Here is a 25,624-nt window from a genome sequence, read left to right on the forward strand (position 1 = left end):
GGAGTCTGTCATGTCTGTTTTTCCTCTCTCGCGTTCGAAGCTGGCGGTTGCGGCGCTAGCGGTGCTTGTGATTGCGGGCCTCGGCACGTTCGGCGCGATTCGCGTCGATGCGCGCGCGCCGGCGCAATCCGCGCCGACCATCGTGCCGGAAGTCGACGTCGCCACTGTTGTGCAGAAGACCATCACCGACTGGCAAAGCTATTCGGGCCGTCTTCAGGCTGTAGAGAAGGTCGATGTGCGACCGCTTGTGTCGGGCACGATCGTGTCCGTGAACTTCCAGGACGGCGCGCTCGTGAAGAAGGGTGACGTGCTGTTCGTCATCGATCCGCGTCCGTATCAGGCCGAAGTCGATCGTGCCGCCGCGCAACTGGCGGCGGCGCAGTCGCGCGCGGGTTACTCGCAAAGCGACTGGGAGCGCGCGCAACGGCTGATCGGCGATAGCGCGATTGCCAAGCGCGATTACGACGAAAAGCAGAACGCCGCGCGCGAGGCGAGCGCGAACGTGAAGGCCGCGCAGGCCGCGCTCGAAACCGCGCAGATCAATCTCGGCTATACGAAGATCGTTGCGCCCGTGGCGGGCCGCGTGTCGCGCGCGGAGATCACGCTCGGCAACGTCGTGAACGCGGGCGCAAGCGCCGCGCCGCTGACGACGCTCGTGTCCGTCTCGCCGATCTACGCGGAGTTCGACGCCGACGAGCAGACGTACCTGCAGTACATCAGCCAGGTGAAGGGCGACAGCAAGGTGCCCGTCGAACTCGGCCTCGCCAATGAGTCGGGCTATTCGCGCAAGGGCACGATCCAGTCGGTCGATAACCGCCTCGATACGTCGTCGGGGACCATCCGCGTGCGCGCGCGTTTCGACAACAGCGATGGTTCACTGGTGCCGGGTCTCTATGCACGCGTGAAAGTGGGCGGCAGCGAGCCGCATGGCGCGCTGCTGATCGACGATGCCGCCATCGGCACGGACCAGGACAAGAAGTTCGTGTTCGTGGTCGATAAGGACGATCACGTCGCGTATCGCGAGATCCAGCCTGGCGACCTGCAAGGCAATCTGCGTGTCGTGAAGAGCGGCTTGCACGCGGGCGACCGCATCGTCGTGAACGGCACGCAGCGCGTGCGCCCGGGCGCGCAGGTCCGCACGCACATGGTGCCGATGGGCGAGGGCGACGCGAACAGCGCGCCCGTTGCCGACGAAGCGCAGGCAGACAAGCAGGCGCAGCTCGACGGAACGAAGCAGAAGCACACCGAACCGCAAGCGCAGAAAGGTACGCAAACGCAGGCACAGGCGCAGCCGCGCACGAAGGCGCGCAAGGATTCGTGATCGGTCGACCAACCGGCACCCATCCTTCGATGCATGCGCACAAGACGTAAGCGCTCCAACATCAAGAGCTTCACATGAACATATCCAAATTCTTCATCGACCGGCCGATCTTCGCTGGCGTGCTATCGGTCCTGATTCTGCTAGGCGGGCTGATCGCAGTGTTCCAGCTGCCGATCTCCGAATACCCCGAAGTGGTGCCGCCTTCCGTGGTGGTGCACGCGCAATATCCGGGCGCGAACCCGAAGGTGATTGCCGAGGCTGTTGCGTCGCCGCTCGAAGAGCAGATCAACGGCGTCGAGAACATGCTGTACATGCAGTCGCAGGCGAATAGCGACGGCAATCTGACGTTGACGGTCACGTTCAAGCTCGGCACGAATCCCGACCTCGCGACGCAGCTCGTGCAGAACCGCGTGAATCAGGCGTTGCCGCGTCTGCCGGAAGACGTGCAGCGTCTTGGCGTGACGACGATCAAGAGCTCGCCGACCCTGACGATGGTCGTGCATTTGATCTCGCCGAACGACCGCTACGACATGACGTATCTGCGCAACTACGCGCTGCTCAACGTCAAGGACCGCCTGGAGCGGATCAAGGGCGTCGGGCAGGTGCAGCTGTGGGGCGCGGGTGACTACGCGATGCGCGTGTGGCTCGATCCCGCAAAGGTCGCGCAACGCAATCTGACGGCGATGGAAGTCGTCAACGCGATTCGCGAGCAGAACATTCAGGTGGCGGCGGGCGTGATCGGTGCATCGCCTTCCGTGCCGGGCACGCCGCTGCAACTGTCGGTGAATGCGCGCGGACGTCTGAAAACAGAGGCCGAGTTCGGCGACATCGTCGTGAAGACGGCGCCGGATGGTGCCGTCACGTATCTGAAGGATATCGCGCGTGTCGAACTCGCGGCTTCGGAATACGGCTTGCGCTCGCTGCTCGACAACAAGCCGGCCGTTGCAATGGCGATCAACCAGTCGCCGGGCGCGAACTCGCTGCAGATTTCCGACGAAGTGCGCGCGACGATGAAGGAACTGAGCGCGGACTTCCCGGCTGGCGTCGAGTACAAGATCGTCTATGACCCGACGCAGTTCGTGCGTTCGAGTATCGAAGCCGTCGTGCACACGCTGCTCGAAGCGATTGCGCTCGTTGTGATCGTGGTGATCGTGTTCCTGCAAACGTGGCGCGCGTCGATCATTCCGTTGATCGCGGTGCCTGTGTCGATTGTCGGCACCTTCTCGCTGCTGCTCGCGTTCGGCTTCTCGATCAACGCGCTGTCGCTGTTCGGGATGGTGCTTGCCATCGGTATCGTGGTCGACGATGCGATCGTGGTGGTGGAGAACGTCGAGCGGAACATCGAAAGCGGATTGAGCGCGAGAGATGCGACCTACAAGGCCATGCAGGAAGTGAGCGGGCCGATTATCGCGATCGCGCTGACGCTGGTCGCCGTGTTCGTGCCGCTCGCGTTCATGACGGGTCTGACGGGTCAGTTCTACAAGCAATTCGCGATGACCATCGCGATCTCGACGGTGATCTCGGCGTTCAACTCGCTCACGTTGTCGCCCGCTTTGTCGGCACTGCTGCTGCGCGGCCACGACGTGAAGGAAGACTGGCTGACGCGCGCGATGAACCGCGTGTTGGGCCCGTTCTTCAGGGGCTTCAACAAGGTGTTCCATCGCGGCTCGGAAAGCTATGGGCGCGGCGTGAACGGCGTGCTCAAGCGTAAGGGCGCGATGCTCGTCGTGTACGCGGTGCTGCTGGGCCTGACGGTGCTCGTGTCGCGTGCCGTGCCGGGCGGTTTCGTACCGGCGCAGGACAAGGAGTATCTGATCGCGTTCGCGCAGTTGCCCAATGGTGCGTCGCTCGATCGCACCGAGAAGGTGATTCGCGATATGGGCGCGATCGCGCTGAAGCAGCCAGGCGTCGAAAGCGCGGTGGCGTTTCCGGGTTTGTCTGTGAACGGCTTCACGAACAGCTCGAGCGCGGGCATCGTGTTCGTTACGCTCAAGCCGTTCCATGACCGCAAGGGCAAGGCGCTGTCAGCGGGTGCGATTGCGGGCGCGCTGAACCAGCAATACGGCGCGATCAAGGATTCGTTCGTCGCCGTCTTTCCGCCGCCACCCGTGCTCGGTCTCGGTACGCTCGGCGGCTTCAAGATGCAGCTGGAAGATCATGGCGCAGTCGGTTACACAGAGCTGAACAAGGCGACGGAAGCGTTCGTCAAGAAGGCTGCGACGACACCTGAACTCGGCCCGACGTTCTCGAGCTATCAGATCAACGTGCCGCAGGTGAACGTCGATCTCGACCGTGTGAAGGCGAAGCAGCTGGGCGTGCCCGTGACGGACGTGTTCAGCACGATGCAGGTCTATCTCGGCTCGCTGTACGTGAACGACTTCAACCGTTTCGGCCGTGTGTACCAGGTGCGTGTGCAGGCGGATGCGCCGTACCGCCAGCAGGCCGACGACATCCTGCAACTGAAGACACGCAACGTGAATGGCGACATGGTGCCGTTGTCGTCGCTGGTGACGGTGACGCCGACGTATGGTCCGGAAATGGTCGTGCGCTACAACGGCTACACGGCGGCCGATATCAACGGCGGCCCGGCGCCCGGCTTCTCGTCGGGTGAAGCGCAGGCAGCGGCCGAACGTATCGCGGCGCAAGTGTTGCCGAAGGGTGTGAAGCTCGAATGGACCGATCTGACGTATCAGCAGATCATCGCGGGCAACGCGGGGCTGTGGGTGTTCCCGATCAGCGTGCTGCTGGTGTTCCTCGTGCTGGCTGCGCTGTATGAAAGCCTGACGCTGCCGCTCGCGGTGATCCTGATCGTGCCGATGAGCGTGCTCTCTGCGCTGGCGGGGGTGTGGCTCACGCAGGGCGACAACAACATCTTCACGCAGATCGGTTTGATGGTGCTCGTGGGGCTGGCGTCGAAGAACGCGATTCTGATCGTCGAGTTCGCGCGTGAACTGGAGCACGACGGACGCACGCCGCTGCAGGCCGCAATCGAAGCCAGCCGCATGCGTTTGCGGCCAATTTTGATGACGTCGATCGCGTTCATCATGGGCGTGGTGCCGCTGGTGGTATCGAGCGGCGCGGGTTCCGAAATGCGTCACGCGATGGGTGTGGCCGTGTTCTTCGGGATGCTGGGTGTGACGCTGTTCGGCCTGATGCTGACGCCGGTGTTCTACGTGGTGTTGCGTACGTTGGCGGGCGGCAAGATTCACGTCGCGCAAAAGGACTCGCCGCATCTCGTCGCGCATACGACGGACGCCTGATGGAGAAAATGACAATGAAAAAATTTGAACAGATGAGCGGCCTGGGTCGCGCGGCGGCAAGCGCGCTGCTGATGTTGCTGCTCGCGGCGTGCTCGGTCGAGCCGACGTACAAGCGCCCCGATGCCGCGACGCCCGCGGCGTTCAAGGAAGCGCCCGTGTCGGCTTCGACGACGGACGCGGCGAATGCGCCGCTATCGGCGAGCGAAGCTGGCACGTGGAAGACGGCTGAGCCTGCCGAAGACGCGCATCGCGGCGAATGGTGGACGATTTTTGGCGATTCGACGCTCAATGATCTGGAAAAGCAGGCCGCTGATGCGAACCAGAACCTGAAGGCAGCTGCGGCGCGCGTGCAGGAGTCGCGTGCGCTGACGCAGCAGGCGCGGGCCGACTGGTTCCCGTCTTTCGATGCGGGCTTCGGGCCGACGCGCGAGCGTCTGTCGCCCGCTTCGCAGTTCCTGCCGAACGACGCGCATGTGCCGACGCAGACGCTGTGGCGCGCACAGGTGACGGCTTCGTATGAAGTCGATCTGTTTGGCCGCGTCAGTTCGAATGTGAATGCGGCGCGCGCCGACCAGGCGCAGAGCGAAGCATTGTTCCGCTCGGTACAGCTCGCGTTGCAGGCGGACGTCGCGCAGAACTACTTTCAGTTGCGCGAGTTCGACACACAGTTGAGTTTGTATCGTCAGACGGTGACGTTGCGTGAGGACGCGTTGAAACTCGTCGAGCGCCGCTTCAACGAAGGCGACATCAACGAGCTCGATGTATCGCGCGCCCGCAATGAACTGGCGACGGCGCGCGCCGATGCCGTCGGCGTGGCGCGTCAGCGCGCGGCGTCCGAGCACAGCCTCGCGATTTTGCTCGGCAAGGCGCCTGCGGACTTCTCGTTCCCCGAGACGCCGCTTGCGCCTGTGACGGCGCGCGTGCCTGCTGGATTACCGTCGGCGCTGCTCGAGCGTCGGCCGGATATCGCAGCGGCGGAGCGCGCGATGGCGGGCGCAAATGCGCGGATCGGCCTTGCCAAGTCTGCGTTCTTCCCGAAGCTCGACATCACGGGTGCGTTTGGCTACGAGTCGACGACGCTCGGCGATCTGTTCCAGTGGTCGAGCCGCGCGTTCCTGCTCGGTCCGTTTGCGGGGACGGCGCTGACGGTGCCGCTCTTCGACGGTGGACGACGCAAGGCGAATCTCGCGAATGCGCGCGCGAAGTATGACGAGGATGTGGCGCAGTATCGTCAGCAGGTGCTCGTGGCGTTTCGTGAAGTTGAGGACAACTTGTCCGATCTGCGTTTGCTTGGGGATCAGACGCGTGAGCAGAACGATGCTGTCAACGCGTCGAAGCGGGCGGAGCATTTGTCGCAGACGCAGTATCAGGAAGGGCAGGTTGCGTATCTCGATGTGATTGATGCGCAACGGCAGACGTTGCAGTCGCAGTTGCAGCTGAGTCATCTTGCCGGCACGCAGGCGGTTGCGACGGTTAATCTGATTCGTGCGCTCGGGGGTGGGTGGGGTGATGTGAAGGTGGATGTCGGTAGCGCCGACGGCGCGCAAGCGCAGCAAGTGGCGAAGCAGTAGGTTTTTTTTTGCTGCGCAGGCGTCCGCGTTATGGCTTTGCGCTGGCATCCGCGTTTTGTTATCTAGCTTCAAGCGTCGCCCCTGTGCGGGGCGGCACCTACTTTTCTTTGCCGCCGCAAAGAAAAGTAGGCAAAAGAAAGCGGCTCACACCGCCAGTTCTTGTGTTTGCCTGAGGGCCCTCAAAGGCAGCCCTTTCAAGGTCTTTGCGCTGCAAACCTGGTAACCTGGCGAGATGTTAAGGAACGACGGGTACGAAGGGATGTTCGACGAGGTGATGAAGCGTTTCGAGCAGCAGGCACCGGTATGCGTGATGGCACGCCTGGCACTGCAGAGAGCCATCGCGCCGCAATGGATCGACGAGGTGTTCGCCGAGCACCGGCAGCGGCAATATCCACGTGAATTGCTGTTCTCGACGGTGGTTGAACTGATGACGCTGGTGTCGCTGGGACTGAGTCCGTCGCTGCACGCTGCAGCGACACAGACGAAGCCCCTGCCGGTGTCGCTGGCCGCGCTCTACGAGAAGGTCAACCGCACCGAACCCGCGATCCTGCGTGCCCTGGTACAGGGCAGCGCACAGCGTCTGGGGCCGGTGCTGGCGGCGTTGCCATGCCAGCCCAGCCTGCCCGGCTGGCGTGTGCGGGTGCTTGATGGCAATCACCTGCCGGCCAGTGAGAAACGGCTGGCGGCGTTGCGCGAGCAGCGTGGCGCGGCGTTGCCGGGGCACGCGCTGGTGGTCTACGAGCCGGATCTGGGTCTGGTCACAGATCTGGTCGCCATCGAGGATGCGCACGCGCAGGAGCGCTCGGCCATGGCCCCGCTGATTGAATGTGCCGGCGCGGGCGAATTGTGGCTGGCTGACCGGAACTTCTGCACCGGGACCATCCTGCAGGGCTGGCATCAGGCACAGGCCTGCTTCATCGTGCGCGAACACGGCCGCAACAGCCCGGCGCTTGCCAGCAGTGGGCCATGGGTGGACGGTGCACGTATCGAGACAGGTCAGGTGCGAGAGCAACGCATTGACCTGAAGGCTGGCTTCGTCTGGCGTCGCATCGAGCTGACGCTGGACAAGCCGACTGATGCAGGCGATACCGTGATTCTGTTGTGGAGCAACCTGCCTGCCGCGGTGGGCGCACACGAGATTGCCCGGCTGTACCGCAAGCGCTGGCGTATCGAGGGCATGTTCCAGCGACTCGAGTCGGTCCTGCACAGCGAGATCCGCACCTTGGGTCATCCACGTGCCGCGCTGCTGGGCTTTACCGTCGCGGTGCTGGCGTACAACGTGCTGGCCACGCTCAAGCGCAGTGTTGAAGCTGCGCATGCTGCCGCCGATGAAACAGGTGCAGCGCCGCCAGACGTCTCGACGTACTACCTCGCCGTGCAGATTCGCAGCCAGTATGAGGGCATGCTCATCGCGCTGCCGCCAAATGAATGGTCGCACTGGAGCGATGCCACGCCCGACGTGATTGCCGGCAAACTGCTCGAGCTGGCCCGCTGCGTCGACCCGATTCAGGTGCGCACACGCACGCGTGGCCCCAAGACCCGCAAACCCGCACCCTATGTCGAAGGTGCGGTAGCCCGCGCCCATCACAGTACCGCTCGCCTGCTTAAACGCGCCAAAGGCGGGACATCTTGATCAAGACCTTGAAAGGGCTGGCCCTCAAAGGTTCTTACACTTCACACGGCAACCACGTGACCCATGTCCGTTGCCAACGCTCTTGCGGTGCGCCGCACCCGCTTCACGCGCCCGCGTCGCCGCACGCCGTGCCGGATATTCCACGGCCGCCCAGGTGGCAAACTGTGTGTAGGCCGTAGCGCCACACACGCCTCACTCCGGACCGATAGCGCACGCGTCCCACTCCTTAAGAGCGCCACGCTGTACGACGCGACAACCTACACACAGTTTGCCACCTGGGCGGCACATACCATTCGCTGCCGCTAGCCGTTGTGCAGGTGTTTGAAGTGGGTGAGGCGCTTATTCGAAGCGTTGGCAACACGCGCGAACAAGGACGTTGCCGTGTGAGGCGTAAGACCCTTTGGGGGCCCTCAGGCAAGAAGAAATGTTGGCGGTGTTAGCCGCTTTCTTTTGCCTACTTTTCTTTGCGGCGGCGTAACTATTCAGCGGTAACCAGAGGCGAAACGACGACTCCTGTAAAGGCCAGGGCGAGCGCGTCGATCAGCGAACGGCTCTGCTTGCGTAAGGTGGCAAGGTAGGAGCGGATCGTGCAGAACGCCTCCATACCCGATTCCGAGCGGAAGCACCCGGAGATCTTCTGTTTGAGTTTGGGCATGCGGATATCGCGTTCGGCCTGGTTGTTGTCGAACGGTACGCGGTGATCGGCAATGAAACGCCACACCTCATCGGCATACTTGTGAAGCCGTGTGAGCAGGTTGCAGGTAAAGCTTTGCCTGATCCTGCCGCGGCGTTCCCGGCGCCCGGACTCACGTGCCTGCTGCGGATTGAGCTTGCGTGCCTGGGCGATCAGGGCGCGGCTGCGCCGTGTGTAATAGCGTTGGCGCGCCTGACTCAGCGAGGTGTTTCCTGCAGCCTGACTGAGGTCGACCTCGCGCTTTGCCTGGCAAAGCAGGTCAATCATCTGCTGGGCCCAGCGTTGCTGCGTGGACTCCAGGACAAACACCAGTTCGCGCAGATGATGAGCATTGCACAGCGCATGCTCACACTCATAGCCGGCATACGGCCGCCAGCCGTCATGGACCGCGACTCCCCTAAAGCCGGGAAGAATGCCGAAGCTGTCCAGCGCCTCGCTGCCGCGCTTGCGGTGCGCGCCATACCAGCTCAACGCGTGCGTCGAGGCGACATGCAGCCAGCGGGACTCGCGCCCCACGCGCATGCAGCTCTCATCGAAATGCACCACGGGTTGCCCGCGTAGCGCCTGCCGGATCTGCTCAACGGCTGGCACCAGTAACTGCGCGGCCTGATCAATGCTGTGCTGGACGGTTCCCGTAACCACATGCAGACCAAACAGGTCCTTCAGCGCCTGGGCGGTGCGCGCAACCGGCAACTGCTGGTATTGCGTCAGATAGACGGCTGCGGCGCGAATCTGGGGGCCGTACTGAACCGCCTGGCTCACGCCCTTGGGAAATGCGCCCGAGTGATGCTTGCCGCAGCGGCACTGCGCGATCTGCACGCGATGCTCGGTCACCTCAAAGCGCGTGGGTGGCAAATCGATCACCTGACGGCCTTCGGGCAACACGGCCACGCGGGCTGCTGCGATGCGTTGGCCACATGCATCGCACACCAGCGCCACCGGGTGAATCTCGATGTGATCGGGTTGCGCGACGCGTTTGAGCGTCTTGCCCTTGTGCCCCGGTTGCGCGCCAGGCCTGGCCCCGCTCGTGCCGCGCAATGACTTCGGCTTGCGCCTTGGACCATCGCTTGACGGCGGCTTGCTGGAGTTATGACTGTCCTTCTCAAGCTTTGCCTCGAGCTCGTTCAGACGCCTCACCAGATCAACGATGAGTGCGTCCTTCTGCTCCGGTGTCAGGTCCTTGAGGTCGGGCATCTTCGTCATGTCCCTCACTATGCACAGCCTGGTAGCAGTTTACAAGCGCTGAATAGTTACGCGGCGGCAAAGAAAAGTAGGTGCCGCCCCGCACAGGGGCGACGCTTGAAGCACGCTAACGAATCGCGGATGCCAGCGCAAAGGCCAAAACACCAAACGGCAGCGCGTCAAGCACCAAACCAAATCGCGGATGCCAGCGCAAAGGCCAAAACACCAAACGGCAACGCGTGAAGCCCCAACCCAAACCGCGGATGCCAGCGCAAAGACAGCAAACACACCGCCCACCGCGTGCACCCCTGCACGCCCCTCCGAGGACACGTCCCCATATTTCTTTGTACACTTGAAGCCGTTTCGCGGCAGCGAACCAGAACCAGTTTCGCGGCAGCGAACCATCTATCGCACTGCGAGTTCACCCACCTCGAGGTCACCGGCTTTGCAGTTCAAACTTCCAACCACAGCTACCGCGCCGTTCTGCCCATCCGAGGTGCAGGGCACCGTCACCGTCACGCAGTCCGCGCCATTCTGGAAAAAAATCCTTCAGTTCGCAGGCCCCGGCCTGTTGGTGTCGATCGGTTACATGGACCCGGGCAACTGGGCCACCGACATCGAAGCCGGCTCGCGCTACGGTTATAGCCTGCTGTTCGTCGTGGTGCTGTCGAGCCTCGCGGCAATGGTGCTGCAGTGTCTCAGCATGCGCCTTGGCATCGTGACGGGCCGCAATCTCGCGGAGTTGTCGCGCACGCGTTACTCTCCGGGTATCGCGCGTATTCAATGGCTGCTCGCCGAACTGTCGATCATCGCCTGCGATCTCGCCGAAGTGCTGGGCGGCGCGCTCGCGTTTCATCTGCTGTTCAAATGCTCGCTGACGGTCGGTGTGATCCTCACCGCGTTCGACACGCTGATCGTGCTCGGCCTGAAGGGCAAGAATTTCCGCGACCTCGAAGCAATCATGCTCGGGCTGGTCGCGACGATCGGCTTCGGATACGTCATCGAACTGGCGCTGGTTCATCCGCACTGGCCGTCCGTCGCGGCGGGGCTCGTGCCGTCGTGGCAAGCCATCAGCGAACGCGAGCCGCTGTATCTCGCGATCGGCATTCTCGGCGCGACGGTGATGCCGCATAACCTGTATCTGCATTCGTCGATCGTGCAGACGCGCGCGATCAAGCGCGACCGCGAGGGCATCGCGGGTGCGATCTCGCTGTCGCGTATCGACACGATCGTCGCGCTCTTTCTCGCGCTGCTGATCAACGCGGCGATCCTGATTCTCGCGGCCGCCGCGTTCCATTCGACGGGGCACACCCAGGTCACCGAAATCGAGGACGCCTACCGGCTGCTCGCGCCCATCGTCGGCACGGGTTTCGCAGCTGTGCTGTTCGCGATCACACTGCTGGCGTCGGGGCAAAGCTCGACGTTCACGGGCACGGTGGCCGGGCAGGTCATCATGGAAGGCTTTCTGCAACTGAAGATTCCGTGCTACCAGCGGCGCTTCATCACGCGCGCGCTCGCGTTGATTCCCGCGCTGGTCGGCGTGCAGATGCTCGGCAACGGCGCCGTCGGCCAGTTGCTCGTCGCGAGTCAGGTGGTGCTGAGTTTGCAATTGCCGTTCGCGCTCTATCCGCTGATCCGCATGACGAACGACCGCGCGCTGATGGGTGAATTCACGAACCGGCTGCCGACGCGCATTATCGCGTGGTCGCTGTTCGTCGTGATCAGCGTGGCGAATATCTGGCTGGTCGTGCAGACGTTCGGCTTCGCAGGCTGAGCTTTAAAGCATGCGTAAAACGCGGACGAAAAAAAGCCGGTCTCGCGAGACCGGCTTCAAAATAATGCGTAGCTTCGGATGGACTGAGCGATGCGCGGCGCTAGGCCGCCAACGCAGTTTCCTCGAGCATCTGTTCTTCGAGTACTTCGATTTCTTCCGCGACTTGCGGCACGGATACGATGTCCTTCTCCGCCTCGCGCTTCGCGGCGGCGGCCTTCTTCGTCTTGCCCGCGCGCGACGGCGGCTGGCAGGCGCCGCACACGACGTTGTGCTGCAGGTCGTGCTTGTGCGCGACGAACTTGCCGCTGCAACGGCAGCAGGGCGTCAGTTGCAGGATCTCGGCGTCGAAGAAACGCACGAGCGTCCATGCACGCGTCAGATCGAGCACCGGCTCGGTCTCGCTATGACGGCAATGCTCCAGATACAGGCGATAACCCTTGGTCAGCGCGTCCAGATGCGAGCAGCGCGCTTCGTTCTTCAGGAACAGGTACGTGTTGTAGAAGAGCGATGCGTGGATGTTCGCGAGCCACGTCATGTACCAGTCCGCCGAGAACGGCAGCATGCCCTTCGGCGGCGATACGCCCTTGACCTCGCGGTACAGGCGGATCATCCGGTCGCGCGACAGCGTCAGCTCGCTTTCGAGCACCTGCATGCGCGCGCCCAGTTCAATCAGTGCGATCGCGCGGAACACTTCCTGCGCGTCTTCGGTAAGGCTCTTTTTCAGCATGGCAGTCCTCTCCGGTCTTAAGCGAACTGCTCTGCGGGCTGTCCTGCCAGCAGGATCGCGGCATGCGTCGATGCCACTTCCGCGTGACGGGACGTGTGCGTCAACGCCGCCAGCATTGTGTGGTCGTTGAAGCGGAAGAAGCACAAAAGCTGATCGGAGCTGGCCAGCTTGACGATCTGCGCGAGCGACAGCCCGGCAAGAATATCAGCCAGCTCCGACGACAAGCCCAGGCGGAACATCCCGACTGCCTTGTCCTCGCGCAACATGCGTTGTGCGAGCATGATGTAAGACAAGTTGATTTCGCGGATTGAATCCAGCGTCTCGCTGCTACGGTCCATTTTCTCTGTTTCCGAAGCCCCGAATTACTTATGTCGGCATTTTCTGCCGTTTTGGTCTTATGCCCCGCCGGACACTGAAGATTTCCGGCGTCAAGTTGGTGCACAGATACAACCGGCCAACCTTTGATACAACCCGTTACATTTCGTAACAGCTTGGGCGGAATTGTATGAACAGGATTTCCAGAAATCAATACCTTTCTCAAAAAAAAGATACGACAAAACAACAGTCGTTTCGGTAACTCTTTCACGGCGGCGTCATAATCCCCAGGCAGGCGGAAAACGTTTGCAACGGGCTCCGGCTAAACCCTTATCAGATAAGGTCTCAAGCAAGACTTTCCGATTAACGCATGCAACCTGGCTTATGCGAAAATCATATGAGTTCGGAAAGCCGTGAGAAAGAAAACAAAAAACCGGCAGGTAAAAAATACGCTGCCGGTTAGCGGATGAGGGATAACCCGAGATGTAACGAAAAAGAGTTACAAACAGGGAAGAAAGTGTAACGAGTGCCGCCGAAGTTGTTACAGACCCGGCCGGAGTTTGTAACGGCTCAGCAGCCGGTTTGGCGGATACGCTCGACTTCCAGTCCGAAAAGGGGGCGCAGCCGCGTCCCGATGACGTTGCCGGCAAACGCGGCGACGAGCCACAGCCAGCCATGCAGGCTGCCTGACACGATGCCGCTGAAATACGCGCCGATGTTACAACCATAGGCCAGCCGGGCGCCGTAGCCGAGCATCAGGCCGCCCACGACGGCGGCGATGAGGGATCGCATGGGCACGCGCCACAGAGGCGCGTAGCGGCCCGCCAAAGCGGCCGCAGACATCGCGCCGAGCACGATGCCCGCATCCATTACGCTCGTGACATCGCGTGTAACGGACGATGCCAGGGCCGTGGCATTGGTGTGAGAACTCCAGTAAGGCCAGCTGGCGACGTCGATGCCCGCCAGCGAGAAGAGCTTCGCGCCCCAGAGCGCAAAGGCCGAAGTCACGCCCCACGGACGGCCCGACAGCGCGAGCGTCGCGAAGTTGAGCAGCGCGAGCGCGACTGCGCCAGCGAACAGCGGCCACGGTCCGTGCAGCCACGGCGATGCGTTGGCGGCGCGCGGTGCGTCGTCGACGAGGCGCCCGTGACGGCGCTTTTCGATGACGACCGTCAGCGCGGCAATCGCCGCGAACACGGCGAGATTGACCGCGATCGCCCAACTGGCGCCCAGAGTTGTAACAAGCGAAGTCGGTTTGAGCGACGGCAGCGCGGTCCAGAACGGCATATGCGCGGTGGCGATCACCGAGCCCACGATGAACGCGGCGAGTGTCACCAGCATCCGTGTGCTGCCGCCGCCGACGGTGTACAGCGTGCCCGACGCGCAGCCGCCGCCGAGCTGCATGCCGACCCCGAACATGAACGCGCCGACGATCACCGACGTGCCTGCGGGCGACACCAGCCCCGCGACGGGATGGCCGAACAGCGAACCCGCCGACAACGCTGGAAAGAACAGCAACACGCCGATGCCGAGCATCAGCATTTGCGCGCGCAGGCCGGCGCCGCGGCCATCGGCGATGAACACGCGCCACGCGGACGTGAAGCCGAACGCCGCGTGATACAGCGACATGCCGAGCAGCGCGCCGACCACATAGAGCGCCGCCTGCCTGCCGCTGACGGTTTGCGCGAGATAGACCGCGCCGAGCGCGATCAGAAGGAGCGAGAAGGCAAGCGGCTTCGGATTGATGTCGAAGCGGCGCGGAAGCGGTGTGGCGAGATCGGACATGACGAACGGTGTGCGAGCGTGTGAGTGGTGCGGAGCGCATGAGCACGGCGACGGAGTGTGCCGTGCGTGCGTATCCGCGATACGGATGGTGAAGATATGCGGCTTCGGGGGCGGATTCGCAACCGGAAGCCTGTCAAACAACATAGCACGTCGTGATGGATGTTGCCGGGCGTGGCGCGCTTGCTGGTCACCTGTCGCGCGGCGGTCCGCAGCGCGTTCGATGCGCGCCGCGGAGTCGTCAGACCTATTTTGCGTCGTGAAAAATCACCCCAAGCGTATGCCGATGCCCCGAGCGCAAGCGGCTCACGCCGTGCCGCATGTTCACCCGATACGCGCCGCGCGCGCCCTGCACGGGCCGGTGATGCACGGCGAAGATCACCGCGTCGCCCTTGCGCAGCGGCACGACTTCCGCGCGCGACTGCATGCGCGGACGCTGCTCCGTCAGAACGAACTCACCGCCAGTGAAATCCTTGCCGGGTTCGGACAGCAGGATCGCGAGCTGTAAAGGAAAAACGTGCTCGCCATACAGGTCCTGATGCAGGCAGTTGTAATCGCCAGCCGCGTATTGGAGGACCAGCGGCGTCGGACGCAATTGCCCCGCCTGATGACAGCGGCGCAGAAAAGCGGCGTGCGTCGGCGGAAACCGCACGTCGATTCGCATGGCTGCGTTCCACGCATTCGCAAGCGGCGCGAGATGCGGATAGACGGCTGTGCGCAACGCGCCGACCACATCGGGAAGCGGGTAGTCGAAGTATTTGTACTCGCCGCGCCCGAAGCCATGCCGCGCCATCACGACGCGGCTGCGATACAGGTCGTCGCGCGAATAGAGCGCGCTTAGGGCGTCGCATGCTTCGACGCTCAGCAGGCCATCGAGCGTTGCGCAGCCGTGCGCGTCGAGTTCGGCTGAAGCATGCGTCCAGTCGATCGCATCAACGCGTCGTTCGATGGACTGCGGCGTGGCGATCGCGGGCACTGGCCCACGCCCGTCTTTGCGCGGTGCTTCATCGCCGTTGAACAGCGTGGCTTGCGTGTCGAATGCGAAATCTTGCATGAGCGGCTCCGTAGCGGCTTTGGCTTTATCGATGCCATCCACTCTACGCAAGCGGCGCCGCTTGCACACTCCGGGACTTGCTCTCTCATTCGCCGCGTGCTCAGACGAACTGCACCATCAGATCGGCGTCGTGAAACACGCCGTCGATGCATAGCGCGTCCGGCTCGGTCCCATACACGCGAAACCCAAGCGATTCGTACAGCGCGCGAGCCGAACCGTTCGCGCTCGTGACGAGCAGGACGACCTGCCGCAATCCATCTATCTTCGCGGCTCGCGTGAGCAGCTCCGTCAGCAGTGCGCGCCCGACGCCGCGTCCCGCTGCTTCATCGGCGACGTACATGCCGATCACATAGCCCTTGTGGCGCTCCTTGTGCCGTGTCTCGCGCAGCAGCCCGACCGTGCCGACGAGCGCGCCGTCTATCGACGAAAACGCGCCGAGCAGGAAGCTGCCGGATGCGGCATGCGTGCCGTCCAGCATCGCATCGTGTTGCGACGGGCCGCGCTCGACGGCCTCTTCATAGCTTTGGCCAAACGCGGCGGGGTGCGTTTTCAAACCGCGCAGACGCAGCGCGAAAAACGTGTCGCGGTCGGCGGGTCCTAGTTGACGGATCGAAATGTCGTTTGTCATGCGCGGTCCTCAGCTGCCCGCAGCGTCCGACGACGCGCGCGTGTCCGCGAACCTGCGCAGCGCGTCGGCTGTCTGCGGATCGGCGGGGAAGAAGGCTTCGATCGCGAGTTCCGACAGCGTGACGTCGACGGGCGTGCCGAACACGGTCGTCGTGCTGAAGAACGACAGCACCCCAAGCTCAGTGCGCAGACGCAGCGGCACGGCGATCTGTTCGAGCGGCGACGCGGGGCTGTCGTCGGCGGGTTCGGCGTCGGGCGGCGTCGGGTAGGCGGCCAGCTCGTCGTAGAGCGCGGCGAGCGTCGGGTCGGCGCTGACGTCGACCTGGCGCTGCAGACGCGACAGCAGATGCGCGCGCCACGCATGCCAGTTGGCGATCTGCGACGCGATGCCGTCGGGGTGCATCGACAGGCGCAGCGCGTTGACGGGCGCTTCGAGCAGCGCGGGCTTCGCGGTCGTCAATAGCGGCGCGAGCGCGTTGTTCGCGGCGACGATCGTCCAGTGCCTGTCGATGGCGACGGCGGGATACGGCTCGTGACCCTTGAGCACGAGATCGATCGCTTCGCGCGCCGCGCCCAGTTGCGGGTCGCTCAGCTGACGCTCGCGATAGAGCGGCGCATAGCCCGCAGCGACCAGCAGCGCATTGCGAGCCCGCAGCGGCACGTCCAGCCGTTCGGCCAGATGCATGACCATTTCGCGGCTCGGCTGCGCACGGCCCGATTCGACGAAGCTCAGATGGCGCGTCGAAATCTCGGCTTCGGAGGCGAGCAGCAACTGGCTCATCCGGCGCCGCTGCCGCCAGTCGCGCAGCATGTCGCCGACCGTGCGGCTCATCGAAGGGACGCCCGAGGGCGCGGACAAGGTGACAGTGAGCGTGTTCATGGCGTCGATGATAGCCAAACCCTGGAGCATTTCCATTACCTGCGAGGTAATGCGTCGCCGGCGCAGCCAAACGCGCTCATACTGAAGTCCCTTGCGACCGTTCCGGAGGCGAACATGTGGGACAAGATCGAGCACAACGGCCAGGAAGTCTGGGTGCTTCCCGTCACGGCCTATGGGCCGCCCGTGCCGGAGACCTTGTGGCACTACGTCGGCTATGTGTGCCATCACGGCGCCGACGCGCATCTTGCAGGAAAAAGCCGCCGCTTCCAGGAACTCGTCGCGACGTTCCACAGCGAAGAGGAAGCGCGCGAAGCCGGGTATGACGCAGGCCGTGTGCTCGCCGATCAGATCAGCACCGCGAACGCATAGCACGCGTTCGCTGAATCCACTCCGCATGACTTTCTCTCCGGCACCTGCCTGCTTTGAAGCGGCAGGTGCCGCCGGATCATTACCTCCCGCGTAATCGACTCACGTACGTTCATCGACGAATCTTCAGTCCGAGGCCGCCGCAAACACGCAGCACGCGGCGGACCTCTCGACCCTCCATCGACTGAAGGAATCCATGATGAACGCGCATACCGCACTGATCGACCGTTACTTCGACGCCTGGAACGAAACCGACACCGGCCGCCGCCGCGAGCTGATTTCGGCGACCTGGGCGAACGATGCCGCTTACCTCGATCCGCTTCTGTCCGGCAACGGACACGACGGCATCGACACGATGATCCACGCCGTCCATGAACGTTTTCCAGATCACACGTTTCGCCGCACGACCGAGGTCGACGGCTTCGCGAATCGCTTGCGCTTCTCGTGGGAATTGCTGACGCCCTCGGGCGCTTCGATCGTGAAGGGCTCGGACTTCGGCGTCGTCGATACGGCGGGCCGGCTGCAGTCCGTCACCGGCTTTCTCGACGAAGCGCCCGGCGCAGCCTGACGCATAACAGTCATCCCACATACCAAGACAGGAGAACGATATGCATGAGCCCGCCGTCACCTTGAACGCCGACGCGTATGCACGCGTACAGGACGCCATCGATGCGGCATCGGGTGCCATCGCCGGATTCGCGCTGCTCGCAGGTGCCCGCGCATTCACGTTCATCGCGCTCGTCGCGTGGCGTGAGCCGGTGCTCGGCGGCGCGGGGCTCATGCTGCTCGCGCTGGTCGGCTGGATCAGATGGTGTTTGTGTCCGAATATGTCATCGGAGAACCGTTGACGCCGTTGTTCGTCCTGACTAAAGTGCTGCGCAAGCGTAATGCAGATGTCAGATTCGAATTTCAACAAGACCTCGGGGAACGCAAGACCATGCAAACGACGAACAACATCGGAACGATGGGCACGGGCAGCACGAATAGCGCGGTTGGCAGCCATTCCGGCGCGCAAGCGGGCAACAAGCCGAGCTTCAAGGAACCGCTCGATCAACTGACCGATTACACCAAAGGTTCGACGGGCGAGCGGATCGAGAAGATGATTCTCGCAAAGCTCGGCATCACGGAAGAAGACCTGAAGAAGATGTCGCCCGAAGAGCGCGAGAAGGTCATGCAGAAAGTCCGCGACATGATGAAGAAAGAACTCGAAGCGCAGAAGCAGCTCGAGGAAATGCAGAAGGACAATAAGATCCGCGTGTCAGTTTGATGACACGAAGCCGGCTGACGTGACAGCAGCTGAAAGACGCTGAAGCGAAGGCAGGGCGAGGGGCTCGCGTACAATCGACCCCTCCGTCCCCGGGCGCGACGCGGCGTTGCGCCGAACCGCTGCATCATGAATCACGATATCGCTCAAAGCCTCGCTGACGCGCAGCAGAAGTTCACCGCCGGCCACTACGACGAAGCGGCAGCGCTGCTGCACGGCATTCTGTCGATCGATCCGAACCACCACGAAACACTCGAAGCGCTTGGCTACGTCGCGGCGAAGCAGGGCGATTACGCGCGCGCAGCCGACTACGCAGTGCGCGCCGCGCAGCCCGCATCCACGAACCCGCAGCAGCTTCATTTCGCCGCGCACATCTGCCAGCTCGCGGGACGTCATGCCGATGCCATCGCGCTTTACGAGCGCGTGCTTGCCGCGTATCCAGATCACGCGGAATCGCTGCATGGCGCGGCAATGTCACTCGTCGCGACGGGCGACCATGAGCGCGCGCTGCAACGTCTCGCGCGGTTGACGCAGCGCTATCCGCAATCGGCAGAAGTGCACTACAACCGCGGCACGCTGCTCGGGCAGATGGAGCGCTATGACGAAGAACTCGCCGCGTATCGCCAGGCGATTGCGTTGAAGCCCAATTTCGTGCGCGCGTATGTGAATCTGGGCGTCGCGTTGCGCGATCTGCATCGTTTCGATGAAGCGTTGCAGCAGTTCAAAAAGGCTGTGTCGATCGATGCGAGCGACGCTGGCGCGCGTACCAACCGCGCGCAGACCAATCTGCTGCTAGCCGAGTTCGAACATGGCTGGCGCGAATATGAATGGCGCTGGCTCGACGGCACGATGAGTCACGGCTTGCCCGAGGCGACGCTATGGACAGGCAAGCAGCCGCTCGATGGCAAGACGGTGCTCGTGCATGGCGAGCAGGGTTTCGGCGATACGGTGCAGTTCATCCGTTTCGTCGGTCGTCTGAGCGCGATGGGCGCGCGCGTTATCGTGCGTGTTCAGGATGCGTTGCTGCCGTTGTTGCGCGGCTATCCCGGCGCGGCTGAAGTGATCGGCGAAACCGCGCCGCTGCCCGCGTTCGACTATCACATTCCGATGCTCAGTCTCGCGTTCGCGCTGAAGATTCGCGAAGCCGATCTGAGCGTTGCAAGCCCCTACATTCATGCGGATTCGCAACTGGCCGCGCAATGGGCAGACGTATTTCCGCAAGACGATGCAAGGCCGCGGGTGGGTATCGTATGGTCGGGCAGCCGCACGCATCTGAACGACCGCAACCGGTCTATTCCGCTCGCGCAGTGCCTGCCGCTGTTCGATGCGGACGCGCAGTTCGTGTCGCTGGTGAAGGACGTGCGCGAAACCGATCGCGCGTGTCTCGATGAATGCGTGGCGCGCGGCGTGTTGCGCGACGTGTCCGACCGGCTGACGAGTTTCGCGGAGACGGCCGCGCTGATCACGCAACTCGATCTCGTGATCACCGTCGATACAGCCGTTGCACATGTTGCCGGTGCGCTCGGCAAGCCCGTATGGATCGCGTTGCCGTTCACGCCCGACTGGCGCTGGCAACTGAAGCGCGACGACAGTCCGTGGTATCCGCACATGCGCCTGTTCCGTCAGTCCAGGCGCAATGACTGGAGCGACGTCATAGAGAACTTGCGAGCCGCGCTAATTCGACACTCATAGCGCAACGTATTTCGCGCAGACAAAAAGGAGCACGCCGCAGCAATGACGGGTGCTCCTTTTTCACATCGATAAAACGCTTAGCCGAGTTTCACTTCGATGCGCCGCGGCTGCGCCTGCTCACGGCGCGGAATGACGAGCTTCAGCACGCCATCCTTCAGGTTGGCTTCGATCTTCGACGTGTCGAAGTCGTCGCTGATCGAAAAGCGCCGCGCGAAGAAGGGCGCGCGCACTTCGGCGTGTGAGAGCCGCACATTCGATGCAGCCGGGACGACGGATTCACCTTCAATGGTCAGGCTGCCGTCGTGCACGCGAATGTCGAGCTTGTCCTTCGACACGCCGGGCAGATCCGCCCATAGCGTCACCGCCTTGCTGTCCTCGACGATATCGACGGGCGGCGTCAGGGTTACGCGGCGTTCCTGCGGGCGCGCGCCGTTGCGGTTTACCGCGCTTTCGTCGTGCTGGGTCACTTGAGTGTTGTCGCTCATGATGTTGTCCTCGCCCTTATTGAACCGTGATTGCGCGCGGCTTCGACGCTTCGCGCTTGCCGACCGTGATCACCAGACAGCCATCCACATAGCGCGCCTGCACGTTGTCGGGATCGGCCTGTTGCGGCAGTTCGACGACACGGCGGAACGCGCCGTTGAAGCGCTCTTGCGCATAGGCGCGTGCGCCTTCTTCCTGTGCGGGGCGTGCCGCCGAACGTTCGCCTGCGATGGTCAGCAGACCCTTGTCGATCGACAGTTCCAGCTTTGAAGGATCGATGCCGGGCGCGAAAGCGACGATCTCGATTGCTTCGTCAGTCGTGCCGATGTTGAGGCTCGGGAATGTGCCGGCACGGCTCGAACGCAGGCTCGAAGGGAAGCCGTTGAACACGCTCGACATGTGCCGCTGCAAGCGGTCGAGTTCGCTGAACACATCGGTTCCGAAATACAAGTCACTCATGATCGCTCTCTCCTCTGAGCGGCGAGGCGCGCCGGTTTGAGTGTGCCGGTTTGCCTGTCATGCCGCGACGAACGAATGGATACATGCAGCGCCGTCATGTCGATGCAGCGGCTGCCCTGATGACTCGATAGATAGGAAGCCTGTGCAAACTTTCAAGTGCGATTTCTGCAAAAAACGGCACCTTGAAATGGGCTTCCCGTGACCTCAGATAAGTGCGTTCACGCGGCGCGTCCCGCGCTTGCCTTGCATGCGCCGCCAACACAGACGAACCCGTCGATCCTCACGTTCCCGCATCACACGCAGACGTTCAGCGGCTCGCCGCAAGCGCTGTCTCAACGTTTGTGACATCGCATGCCCCCAGGCACTTCCGCTCACACCCTGGTGAAAACACCAATGCCCGCTGTCGGCTACGCCCAAAGCCTTGCCGGATAAGCCTTCCGCCTGCACGCGCAGGGTCTTCTGCGTCGACCGGTGCTGGAAACGATCATAACGAAGCTTGTTATAATCCTCTCAAGCGATGTACGATACATGCAAATAAACCATCAGCCGTTGCGGTGCATTGCACAAACTTGCGGATGTCTATGCCTGAAGCTCCTACCCAGTCCTCGTCGGTTGTCGCGCTGCGGCGCACGGCCCACGTCCATCCCGCCCGTAATCCGGGCGTACCTTTCGATCTTGCGTGGCTCGATGGCCTGCGCGTCAATCAGTCGGCGGTAGAACGGCGCACGGCGACGCTCGGCACCCGCCGCACCGTCAAGAAAGATGCGCAGGCGGCATGGCTGCTGAAAGCCGTCACCTGCATCGACCTCACGACGCTCAATGGCGACGACACGGAAGGCCGCGTGCGGCGTCTGTGCGCGAAGGCGCGACAGCCGGTGCGCGCCGACATACTCGCGGCGCTCGGCGTGCCGCCGCATACCATCACGACGGGCGCCGTGTGCGTGTATCACCGCTACGTCGCGGCCGCCGTCGATGCGCTCGCCGGTAGCGGCATTCCCGTTGCGGCGGTGTCGACGGGCTTTCCCGCTGGTCTGATTCCGCATCCGCTGAAGCTGAAGGAAATCGAGGCATCGGTGGCCGACGGCGCGCAGGAAATCGATATCGTCGTCACACGCGAGTACGTGCTGACAGGCAACTGGCAGGCGCTCTACGACGAAGTGCGCGAGTTTCGCGCCGCGTGCGGCGAAGCGCATCTGAAGGCGATTCTCGCGACGGGCGATATCCAGACGCTGTCGAACGTTGCGCGTGCATCGATGATCTGCATGATGGCGGGCGCCGATTTCATCAAGACGTCGACGGGCAAGGAGGGCGTCAATGCGACGCTCGACGTGTCGCTCGTGATGGCGCGCATGATCCGCGAATACCACGCACGCACAGGCATCCTGATCGGCTTCAAACCGGCGGGCGGTGTGTCGAACGCGAAGACGGCGCTGCTGTATCAGATCCTGATGAAAGAAGAACTGGGCCGCGCGTGGCTCGAGCCCGAACTGTTCCGCTTCGGCGCATCCAGTCTTCTCGCCGATATCGAACGCCAGCTCGAGCATTACGCGACTGGCCGTTATTCCGCCTTCAACCGTCACCCTGTTGCCTGAGCAGATCGATCCCATGAGCGTAGCCGAGTATTTTTCATCGATGGAGTACGGTCCCGCACCCGAGGACGATCAACCCGCGCGTGCATGGCTCGCGCAACATGACGCGACGTTCGGCCATTTCGTCGACGGTGGATGGCGCGCGCCCGCAGCGGGCGAACGCTTCGCGTCGCACGAACCCGCGACGGGCGAACTGCTCGCGCATATCGCGCAAGGCGATGCGGCGGATGTCGATGCCGCCGTCGCCGCCGCGCGCGCCGCGCAACCGGGTTGGCTCGCGCTGGGCGGCGCGGGCCGCGCGCGGCATCTGTATGCGTTGTCGCGGATGGTCCAGCGTCACAGCCGCCTCTTTGCCGTGCTCGAAGCACTCGACAACGGCAAGCCGATCCGCGAGACGCGCGACATCGATATTCCCCTTGTGGCAAGGCACTTTCTGCATCACGCAGGTTGGGCGCAACTGCAGGACAGCGAGTTCAAAGAGTTTGCGCCGCTCGGCGTGATCGGCCAGATCGTGCCGTGGAATTTCCCGCTGCTGATGCTCGCGTGGAAGATCGCGCCTGCCATTGCGACGGGCAATTGCGTGGTACTCAAGCCGGCTGAATACACGCCGCTGACGGCACTGCTGTTCGCCGAACTCGCGCAGCGTGCGGGCTTGCCGAAGGGCGTGCTGAACGTGGTAACGGGCGACGGACGCACGGGCGCCGCGCTCGTCGAACATGCCGGCGTCGACAAGATCGCGTTCACGGGCTCGACGGAAGTGGGCCGCGTGATCCGCGCAGCGACGGCGGGCACGGGCAAGTCGTTGACACTGGAGTTGGGCGGCAAGTCGCCGTTCATCGTGTTCGACGACGCGGACCTCGACGGCGCAGTGGAAGGCGTCGTCGACGCGATCTGGTTCAACCAGGGCCAGGTGTGCTGCGCGGGCTCGCGTCTGCTCGTGCAGGAAGGCGTCGCCGCGCGCTTCATCGACAAGCTCAAGCGCCGCATGGCGACGCTGCGCGTTGGCCCGTCGCTCGACAAGAGCATCGATATCGGCGCGATCGTCGACAAGGTCCAACTGGAGCGCATCGAGTCGCTCGTCGAAGCGGGCCGTCTGGAAGGCTGCGAGATCTATCAGTCGACGCAAACAACGGTGCCCACGGGCGGCTGCTTCTATCCGCCGACGCTCGTCACGGGTGTCGCGCCCGCCTCGACGCTGGCGCAGGAAGAAATCTTCGGCCCCGTGCTCGTGACGATGACGTTCCGCACGCCCGACGAAGCCGTCGCGCTCGCGAACAACACGCGCTACGGGCTCGCCGCGAGCATCTGGAGCGAGACGATCGGCCGCGCACTCGATATCGCGCCGCGCCTCGCATGTGGCGTCGTGTGGGTCAATGCGACGAACCTGTTCGACGCGGCCGTCGGCTTCGGCGGCTATCGTGAGTCGGGCTATGGACGCGAAGGCGGCCGCGAAGGGATCTACGAATATGTGAAGCCGAAGGCGTGGCTCGCGCTTGGCGAGCGTCGCCCGGTGCATCGCGTGACGGACGTGTCGGCGCAAGCGCATGAGGCTCAGCCAACCGCCGATGTGCTGGCGATCGACCGCACCGCGAAGCTCTTCATTGGCGGCAAGCAGGCACGGCCGGACAGCGGCTACACGCTGCCTGTTTATGGCGCCGATGGCGTGCTCGTCGGCGAAGTGGGCGAGGGCAATCGCAAGGACATTCGCAATGCCGTTGCGGCGGCGCGTGGCGCGCAGAAGTGGTCGCAGGCTACCGCGCACAACCGCGCCCAGGTGATCTACTACCTCGCTGAAAATCTCGCGGTGCGCGCGCATGAATTCGTGCATCAACTGGTTCGACGCACGGGTGTCAGCGAGACGCAAGCGCGCCGCGAAGTGGACGCGTCGGTGACGCGGCTCTTCACGTACGCCGCCTGGGCCGACAAGTTCGACGGTGCTGTGCATGCGCCGCCGCTGCGCGGCGTCGCGCTCGCGATGAACGAACCGCTCGGCGTGATCGGCATTGCGTGTCCGGATGAAGCGCCGCTGCTGTCGTTCGTCTCGCTGATTGCCCCTGCGCTCGCGATGGGCAATCGTGTGGTTGCCTTGCCGAGTTCGTCGAGTCCGCTTACAGTGACCGACTTCTATCAGATTGTGGAGACGTCGGACGTGCCTGCGGGCGTGCTCAACATCGTGACGGGCGAACGCGGCGCGCTGTTGCCGGCGCTCGCGAAGCACGACGATGTCGATGCGCTGTGGTGCTTTGGCTCCGAGAAGGATTCGGCGCTTGCCGAACGCGAATCGATTGGCAACCTGAAGCGCACGTTCGTCGATCATGGCCGCGCGTTCGACTGGTTCGACCCATCGAGCGAAGGCCCGGCGTTTTTGCGCCATGCAACACAAGTCAAGAACATCTGGATACCGTATGGCGACTGATCGCTTTCTGATCGCCTGACAGGGCATGACAGAACGATAGCGCGCCAACCGAATAACGGAGGAGACAACGTGCTGAAGAATCTGGACCCGCTGTTGAACGCCGATGTGCTGCACGCGCTGCGCGCGATGGGCCACGGCGACGAAGTGGTGATTTGCGACGCGAACTTTCCGGGCGACTCGGTCGCGCGAGAGTCCGTGACGGGCAAACTGCTGCGGCTCGATGGCGTCGATGCGCCGCGCGCAATTCGCGCGCTGCTGTCGGTGCTGCCGCTCGATACGTTCGTCGACGATCCTGCCTCGCGCATGGAAGTGGTCGGCGAGCCGAACACCATTCCCGCCGTGCAGCGCGAAGCGCAAGCCGAAGTGAACGAAGCCGAAGGGCGCAATGTGCCGTTCGTCGGCATCGAGCGCTTTGCGTTCTATGCGCGCGCGAAGAAAGCCTACTGCGTGATCGCCACGGGCGAAACGCGCGGCTACGGCTGCTTCATCTTCAAGAAGGGCGTGCTGCTCGCGCCCGACGCACCGAAGGAATGAC

General features: G+C 63.2%; 22 protein-coding genes. 13 read left to right on the plus strand and 9 right to left on the minus strand.

The genetic code is table 11. The annotated features are described in order from the left end of the window. Window positions 1-10 precede the first annotated feature (10 nt). From H1204_RS17905 to H1204_RS17920, 4 genes are all read left to right on the plus strand, one after another. The gene (locus tag H1204_RS17905; RefSeq protein ID WP_180732075.1) at window positions 11-1,321 is read left to right on the plus strand and encodes an efflux RND transporter periplasmic adaptor subunit; all 1,311 of its coding nucleotides are present in this window, start codon (window positions 11-13) and stop codon (window positions 1,319-1,321) included. A gap of 74 nt (window positions 1,322-1,395) precedes the next feature. Next, entirely contained in the window at window positions 1,396-4,581 is a 3,186-nt protein-coding gene (locus H1204_RS17910; protein ID WP_180732076.1) for an efflux RND transporter permease subunit, read from the plus strand. A gap of 14 nt (window positions 4,582-4,595) precedes the next feature. Then, a complete protein-coding gene (locus H1204_RS17915) occupies window positions 4,596-6,152 on the plus strand; it encodes an efflux transporter outer membrane subunit (RefSeq protein ID WP_180732077.1) in 1,557 nt (518 codons plus the stop codon). A 310-nt stretch (window positions 6,153-6,462) separates the two neighbouring features. After that, a complete protein-coding gene (locus H1204_RS17920) occupies window positions 6,463-7,785 on the plus strand; it encodes an IS4 family transposase (protein WP_180730901.1) in 1,323 nt (440 codons plus the stop codon). Window positions 7,786-8,263: 478 nt separating this feature from the next. On the opposite strand, the gene H1204_RS17925 is transcribed toward H1204_RS17920, so the two are convergent. Beyond that, a complete protein-coding gene (locus tag H1204_RS17925; RefSeq protein ID WP_180732078.1) occupies window positions 8,264-9,682 on the minus strand; it encodes an IS66 family transposase in 1,419 nt (472 codons plus the stop codon). A 424-nt stretch (window positions 9,683-10,106) separates the two neighbouring features. Here H1204_RS17925 and H1204_RS17930 point away from each other — a divergent pair, with 424 nt between their 5' ends. After that, a complete protein-coding gene (locus tag H1204_RS17930) occupies window positions 10,107-11,435 on the plus strand; it encodes an Nramp family divalent metal transporter (RefSeq protein WP_180732079.1) in 1,329 nt (442 codons plus the stop codon). 100 nt (window positions 11,436-11,535) lie between these two features. Here the strand turns inward: H1204_RS17930 and flhC are convergent, their stop codons facing one another. From flhC to H1204_RS17960, 6 genes are all read right to left on the minus strand, one after another. Continuing rightward, the gene (gene flhC, locus H1204_RS17935; RefSeq protein WP_007585799.1) at window positions 11,536-12,162 is read right to left on the minus strand and encodes a flagellar transcriptional regulator FlhC; all 627 of its coding nucleotides are present in this window, start codon (window positions 12,160-12,162) and stop codon (window positions 11,536-11,538) included. A 17-nt stretch (window positions 12,163-12,179) separates the two neighbouring features. Next, the gene (flhD, locus tag H1204_RS17940) at window positions 12,180-12,500 is read right to left on the minus strand and encodes a flagellar transcriptional regulator FlhD (protein ID WP_054933768.1); all 321 of its coding nucleotides are present in this window, start codon (window positions 12,498-12,500) and stop codon (window positions 12,180-12,182) included. Between the two features lie 547 nt (window positions 12,501-13,047). Further along, a complete protein-coding gene (locus H1204_RS17945) occupies window positions 13,048-14,262 on the minus strand; it encodes a YeeE/YedE family protein (protein ID WP_180732080.1) in 1,215 nt (404 codons plus the stop codon). Between the two features lie 244 nt (window positions 14,263-14,506). Further along, a complete protein-coding gene (locus H1204_RS17950) occupies window positions 14,507-15,313 on the minus strand; it encodes a 2OG-Fe(II) oxygenase (RefSeq protein ID WP_243468709.1) in 807 nt (268 codons plus the stop codon). Between the two features lie 100 nt (window positions 15,314-15,413). Beyond that, complete coding sequence (locus H1204_RS17955) at window positions 15,414-15,941, minus strand: GNAT family N-acetyltransferase (protein WP_180732081.1); 528 nt, start codon at window positions 15,939-15,941, stop codon at window positions 15,414-15,416. Window positions 15,942-15,950: 9 nt separating this feature from the next. Continuing rightward, a complete protein-coding gene (locus H1204_RS17960) occupies window positions 15,951-16,856 on the minus strand; it encodes a helix-turn-helix transcriptional regulator (protein WP_180732082.1) in 906 nt (301 codons plus the stop codon). Window positions 16,857-16,934: 78 nt separating this feature from the next. On the opposite strand from H1204_RS17960, the gene H1204_RS17965 reads away from it, so the two are divergent. From H1204_RS17965 to H1204_RS17985, 5 genes are all read left to right on the plus strand, one after another. Beyond that, a complete protein-coding gene (locus H1204_RS17965) occupies window positions 16,935-17,189 on the plus strand; it encodes a hypothetical protein (protein WP_180732083.1) in 255 nt (84 codons plus the stop codon). 196 nt (window positions 17,190-17,385) lie between these two features. Then, a complete protein-coding gene (locus H1204_RS17970) occupies window positions 17,386-17,754 on the plus strand; it encodes a nuclear transport factor 2 family protein (protein ID WP_180733205.1) in 369 nt (122 codons plus the stop codon). A gap of 40 nt (window positions 17,755-17,794) precedes the next feature. Then, on the plus strand, window positions 17,795-18,034 hold the full coding sequence (locus tag H1204_RS17975; RefSeq protein ID WP_180732084.1) for a hypothetical protein: 240 nt from the start codon (window positions 17,795-17,797) through the stop codon (window positions 18,032-18,034). An 89-nt stretch (window positions 18,035-18,123) separates the two neighbouring features. Continuing rightward, complete coding sequence (locus tag H1204_RS17980) at window positions 18,124-18,453, plus strand: hypothetical protein (protein WP_243468710.1); 330 nt, start codon at window positions 18,124-18,126, stop codon at window positions 18,451-18,453. A gap of 126 nt (window positions 18,454-18,579) precedes the next feature. After that, window positions 18,580-20,142: a tetratricopeptide repeat-containing glycosyltransferase family protein gene (locus tag H1204_RS17985; protein ID WP_180732086.1), complete on the plus strand. Its 1,563-nt coding sequence runs from the start codon at window positions 18,580-18,582 to the stop codon at window positions 20,140-20,142. 77 nt (window positions 20,143-20,219) lie between these two features. On the opposite strand, the gene H1204_RS17990 is transcribed toward H1204_RS17985, so the two are convergent. After that, window positions 20,220-20,627, minus strand: coding sequence for an Hsp20/alpha crystallin family protein (locus H1204_RS17990; RefSeq protein WP_180732087.1), 408 nt, complete (start codon window positions 20,625-20,627; stop codon window positions 20,220-20,222). 16 nt (window positions 20,628-20,643) lie between these two features. Next, window positions 20,644-21,084 carry an Hsp20/alpha crystallin family protein gene (locus H1204_RS17995; RefSeq protein WP_180732088.1) on the minus strand — a complete coding sequence of 147 codons (441 nt, stop codon included), beginning with the start codon at window positions 21,082-21,084 and terminating at the stop codon, window positions 20,644-20,646. A gap of 581 nt (window positions 21,085-21,665) precedes the next feature. Here H1204_RS17995 and deoC point away from each other — a divergent pair. From deoC to H1204_RS18010, 3 genes are all read left to right on the plus strand, one after another. Next, complete coding sequence (gene deoC / locus H1204_RS18000; protein ID WP_180732089.1) at window positions 21,666-22,676, plus strand: deoxyribose-phosphate aldolase; 1,011 nt, start codon at window positions 21,666-21,668, stop codon at window positions 22,674-22,676. 13 nt (window positions 22,677-22,689) lie between these two features. Beyond that, the gene (locus H1204_RS18005; protein ID WP_180732090.1) at window positions 22,690-25,089 is read left to right on the plus strand and encodes an aldehyde dehydrogenase family protein; all 2,400 of its coding nucleotides are present in this window, start codon (window positions 22,690-22,692) and stop codon (window positions 25,087-25,089) included. A 69-nt stretch (window positions 25,090-25,158) separates the two neighbouring features. Then, window positions 25,159-25,623, plus strand: a complete 465-nt coding sequence (locus H1204_RS18010) for an RbsD/FucU family protein (RefSeq protein ID WP_091776525.1) — start codon at window positions 25,159-25,161, stop codon at window positions 25,621-25,623. Window position 25,624: the final 1 nt, after the last annotated feature.

This window comes from Paraburkholderia sp. PGU19 (assembly GCF_013426915.1).
Classification (GTDB): domain Bacteria; phylum Pseudomonadota; class Gammaproteobacteria; order Burkholderiales; family Burkholderiaceae; genus Paraburkholderia.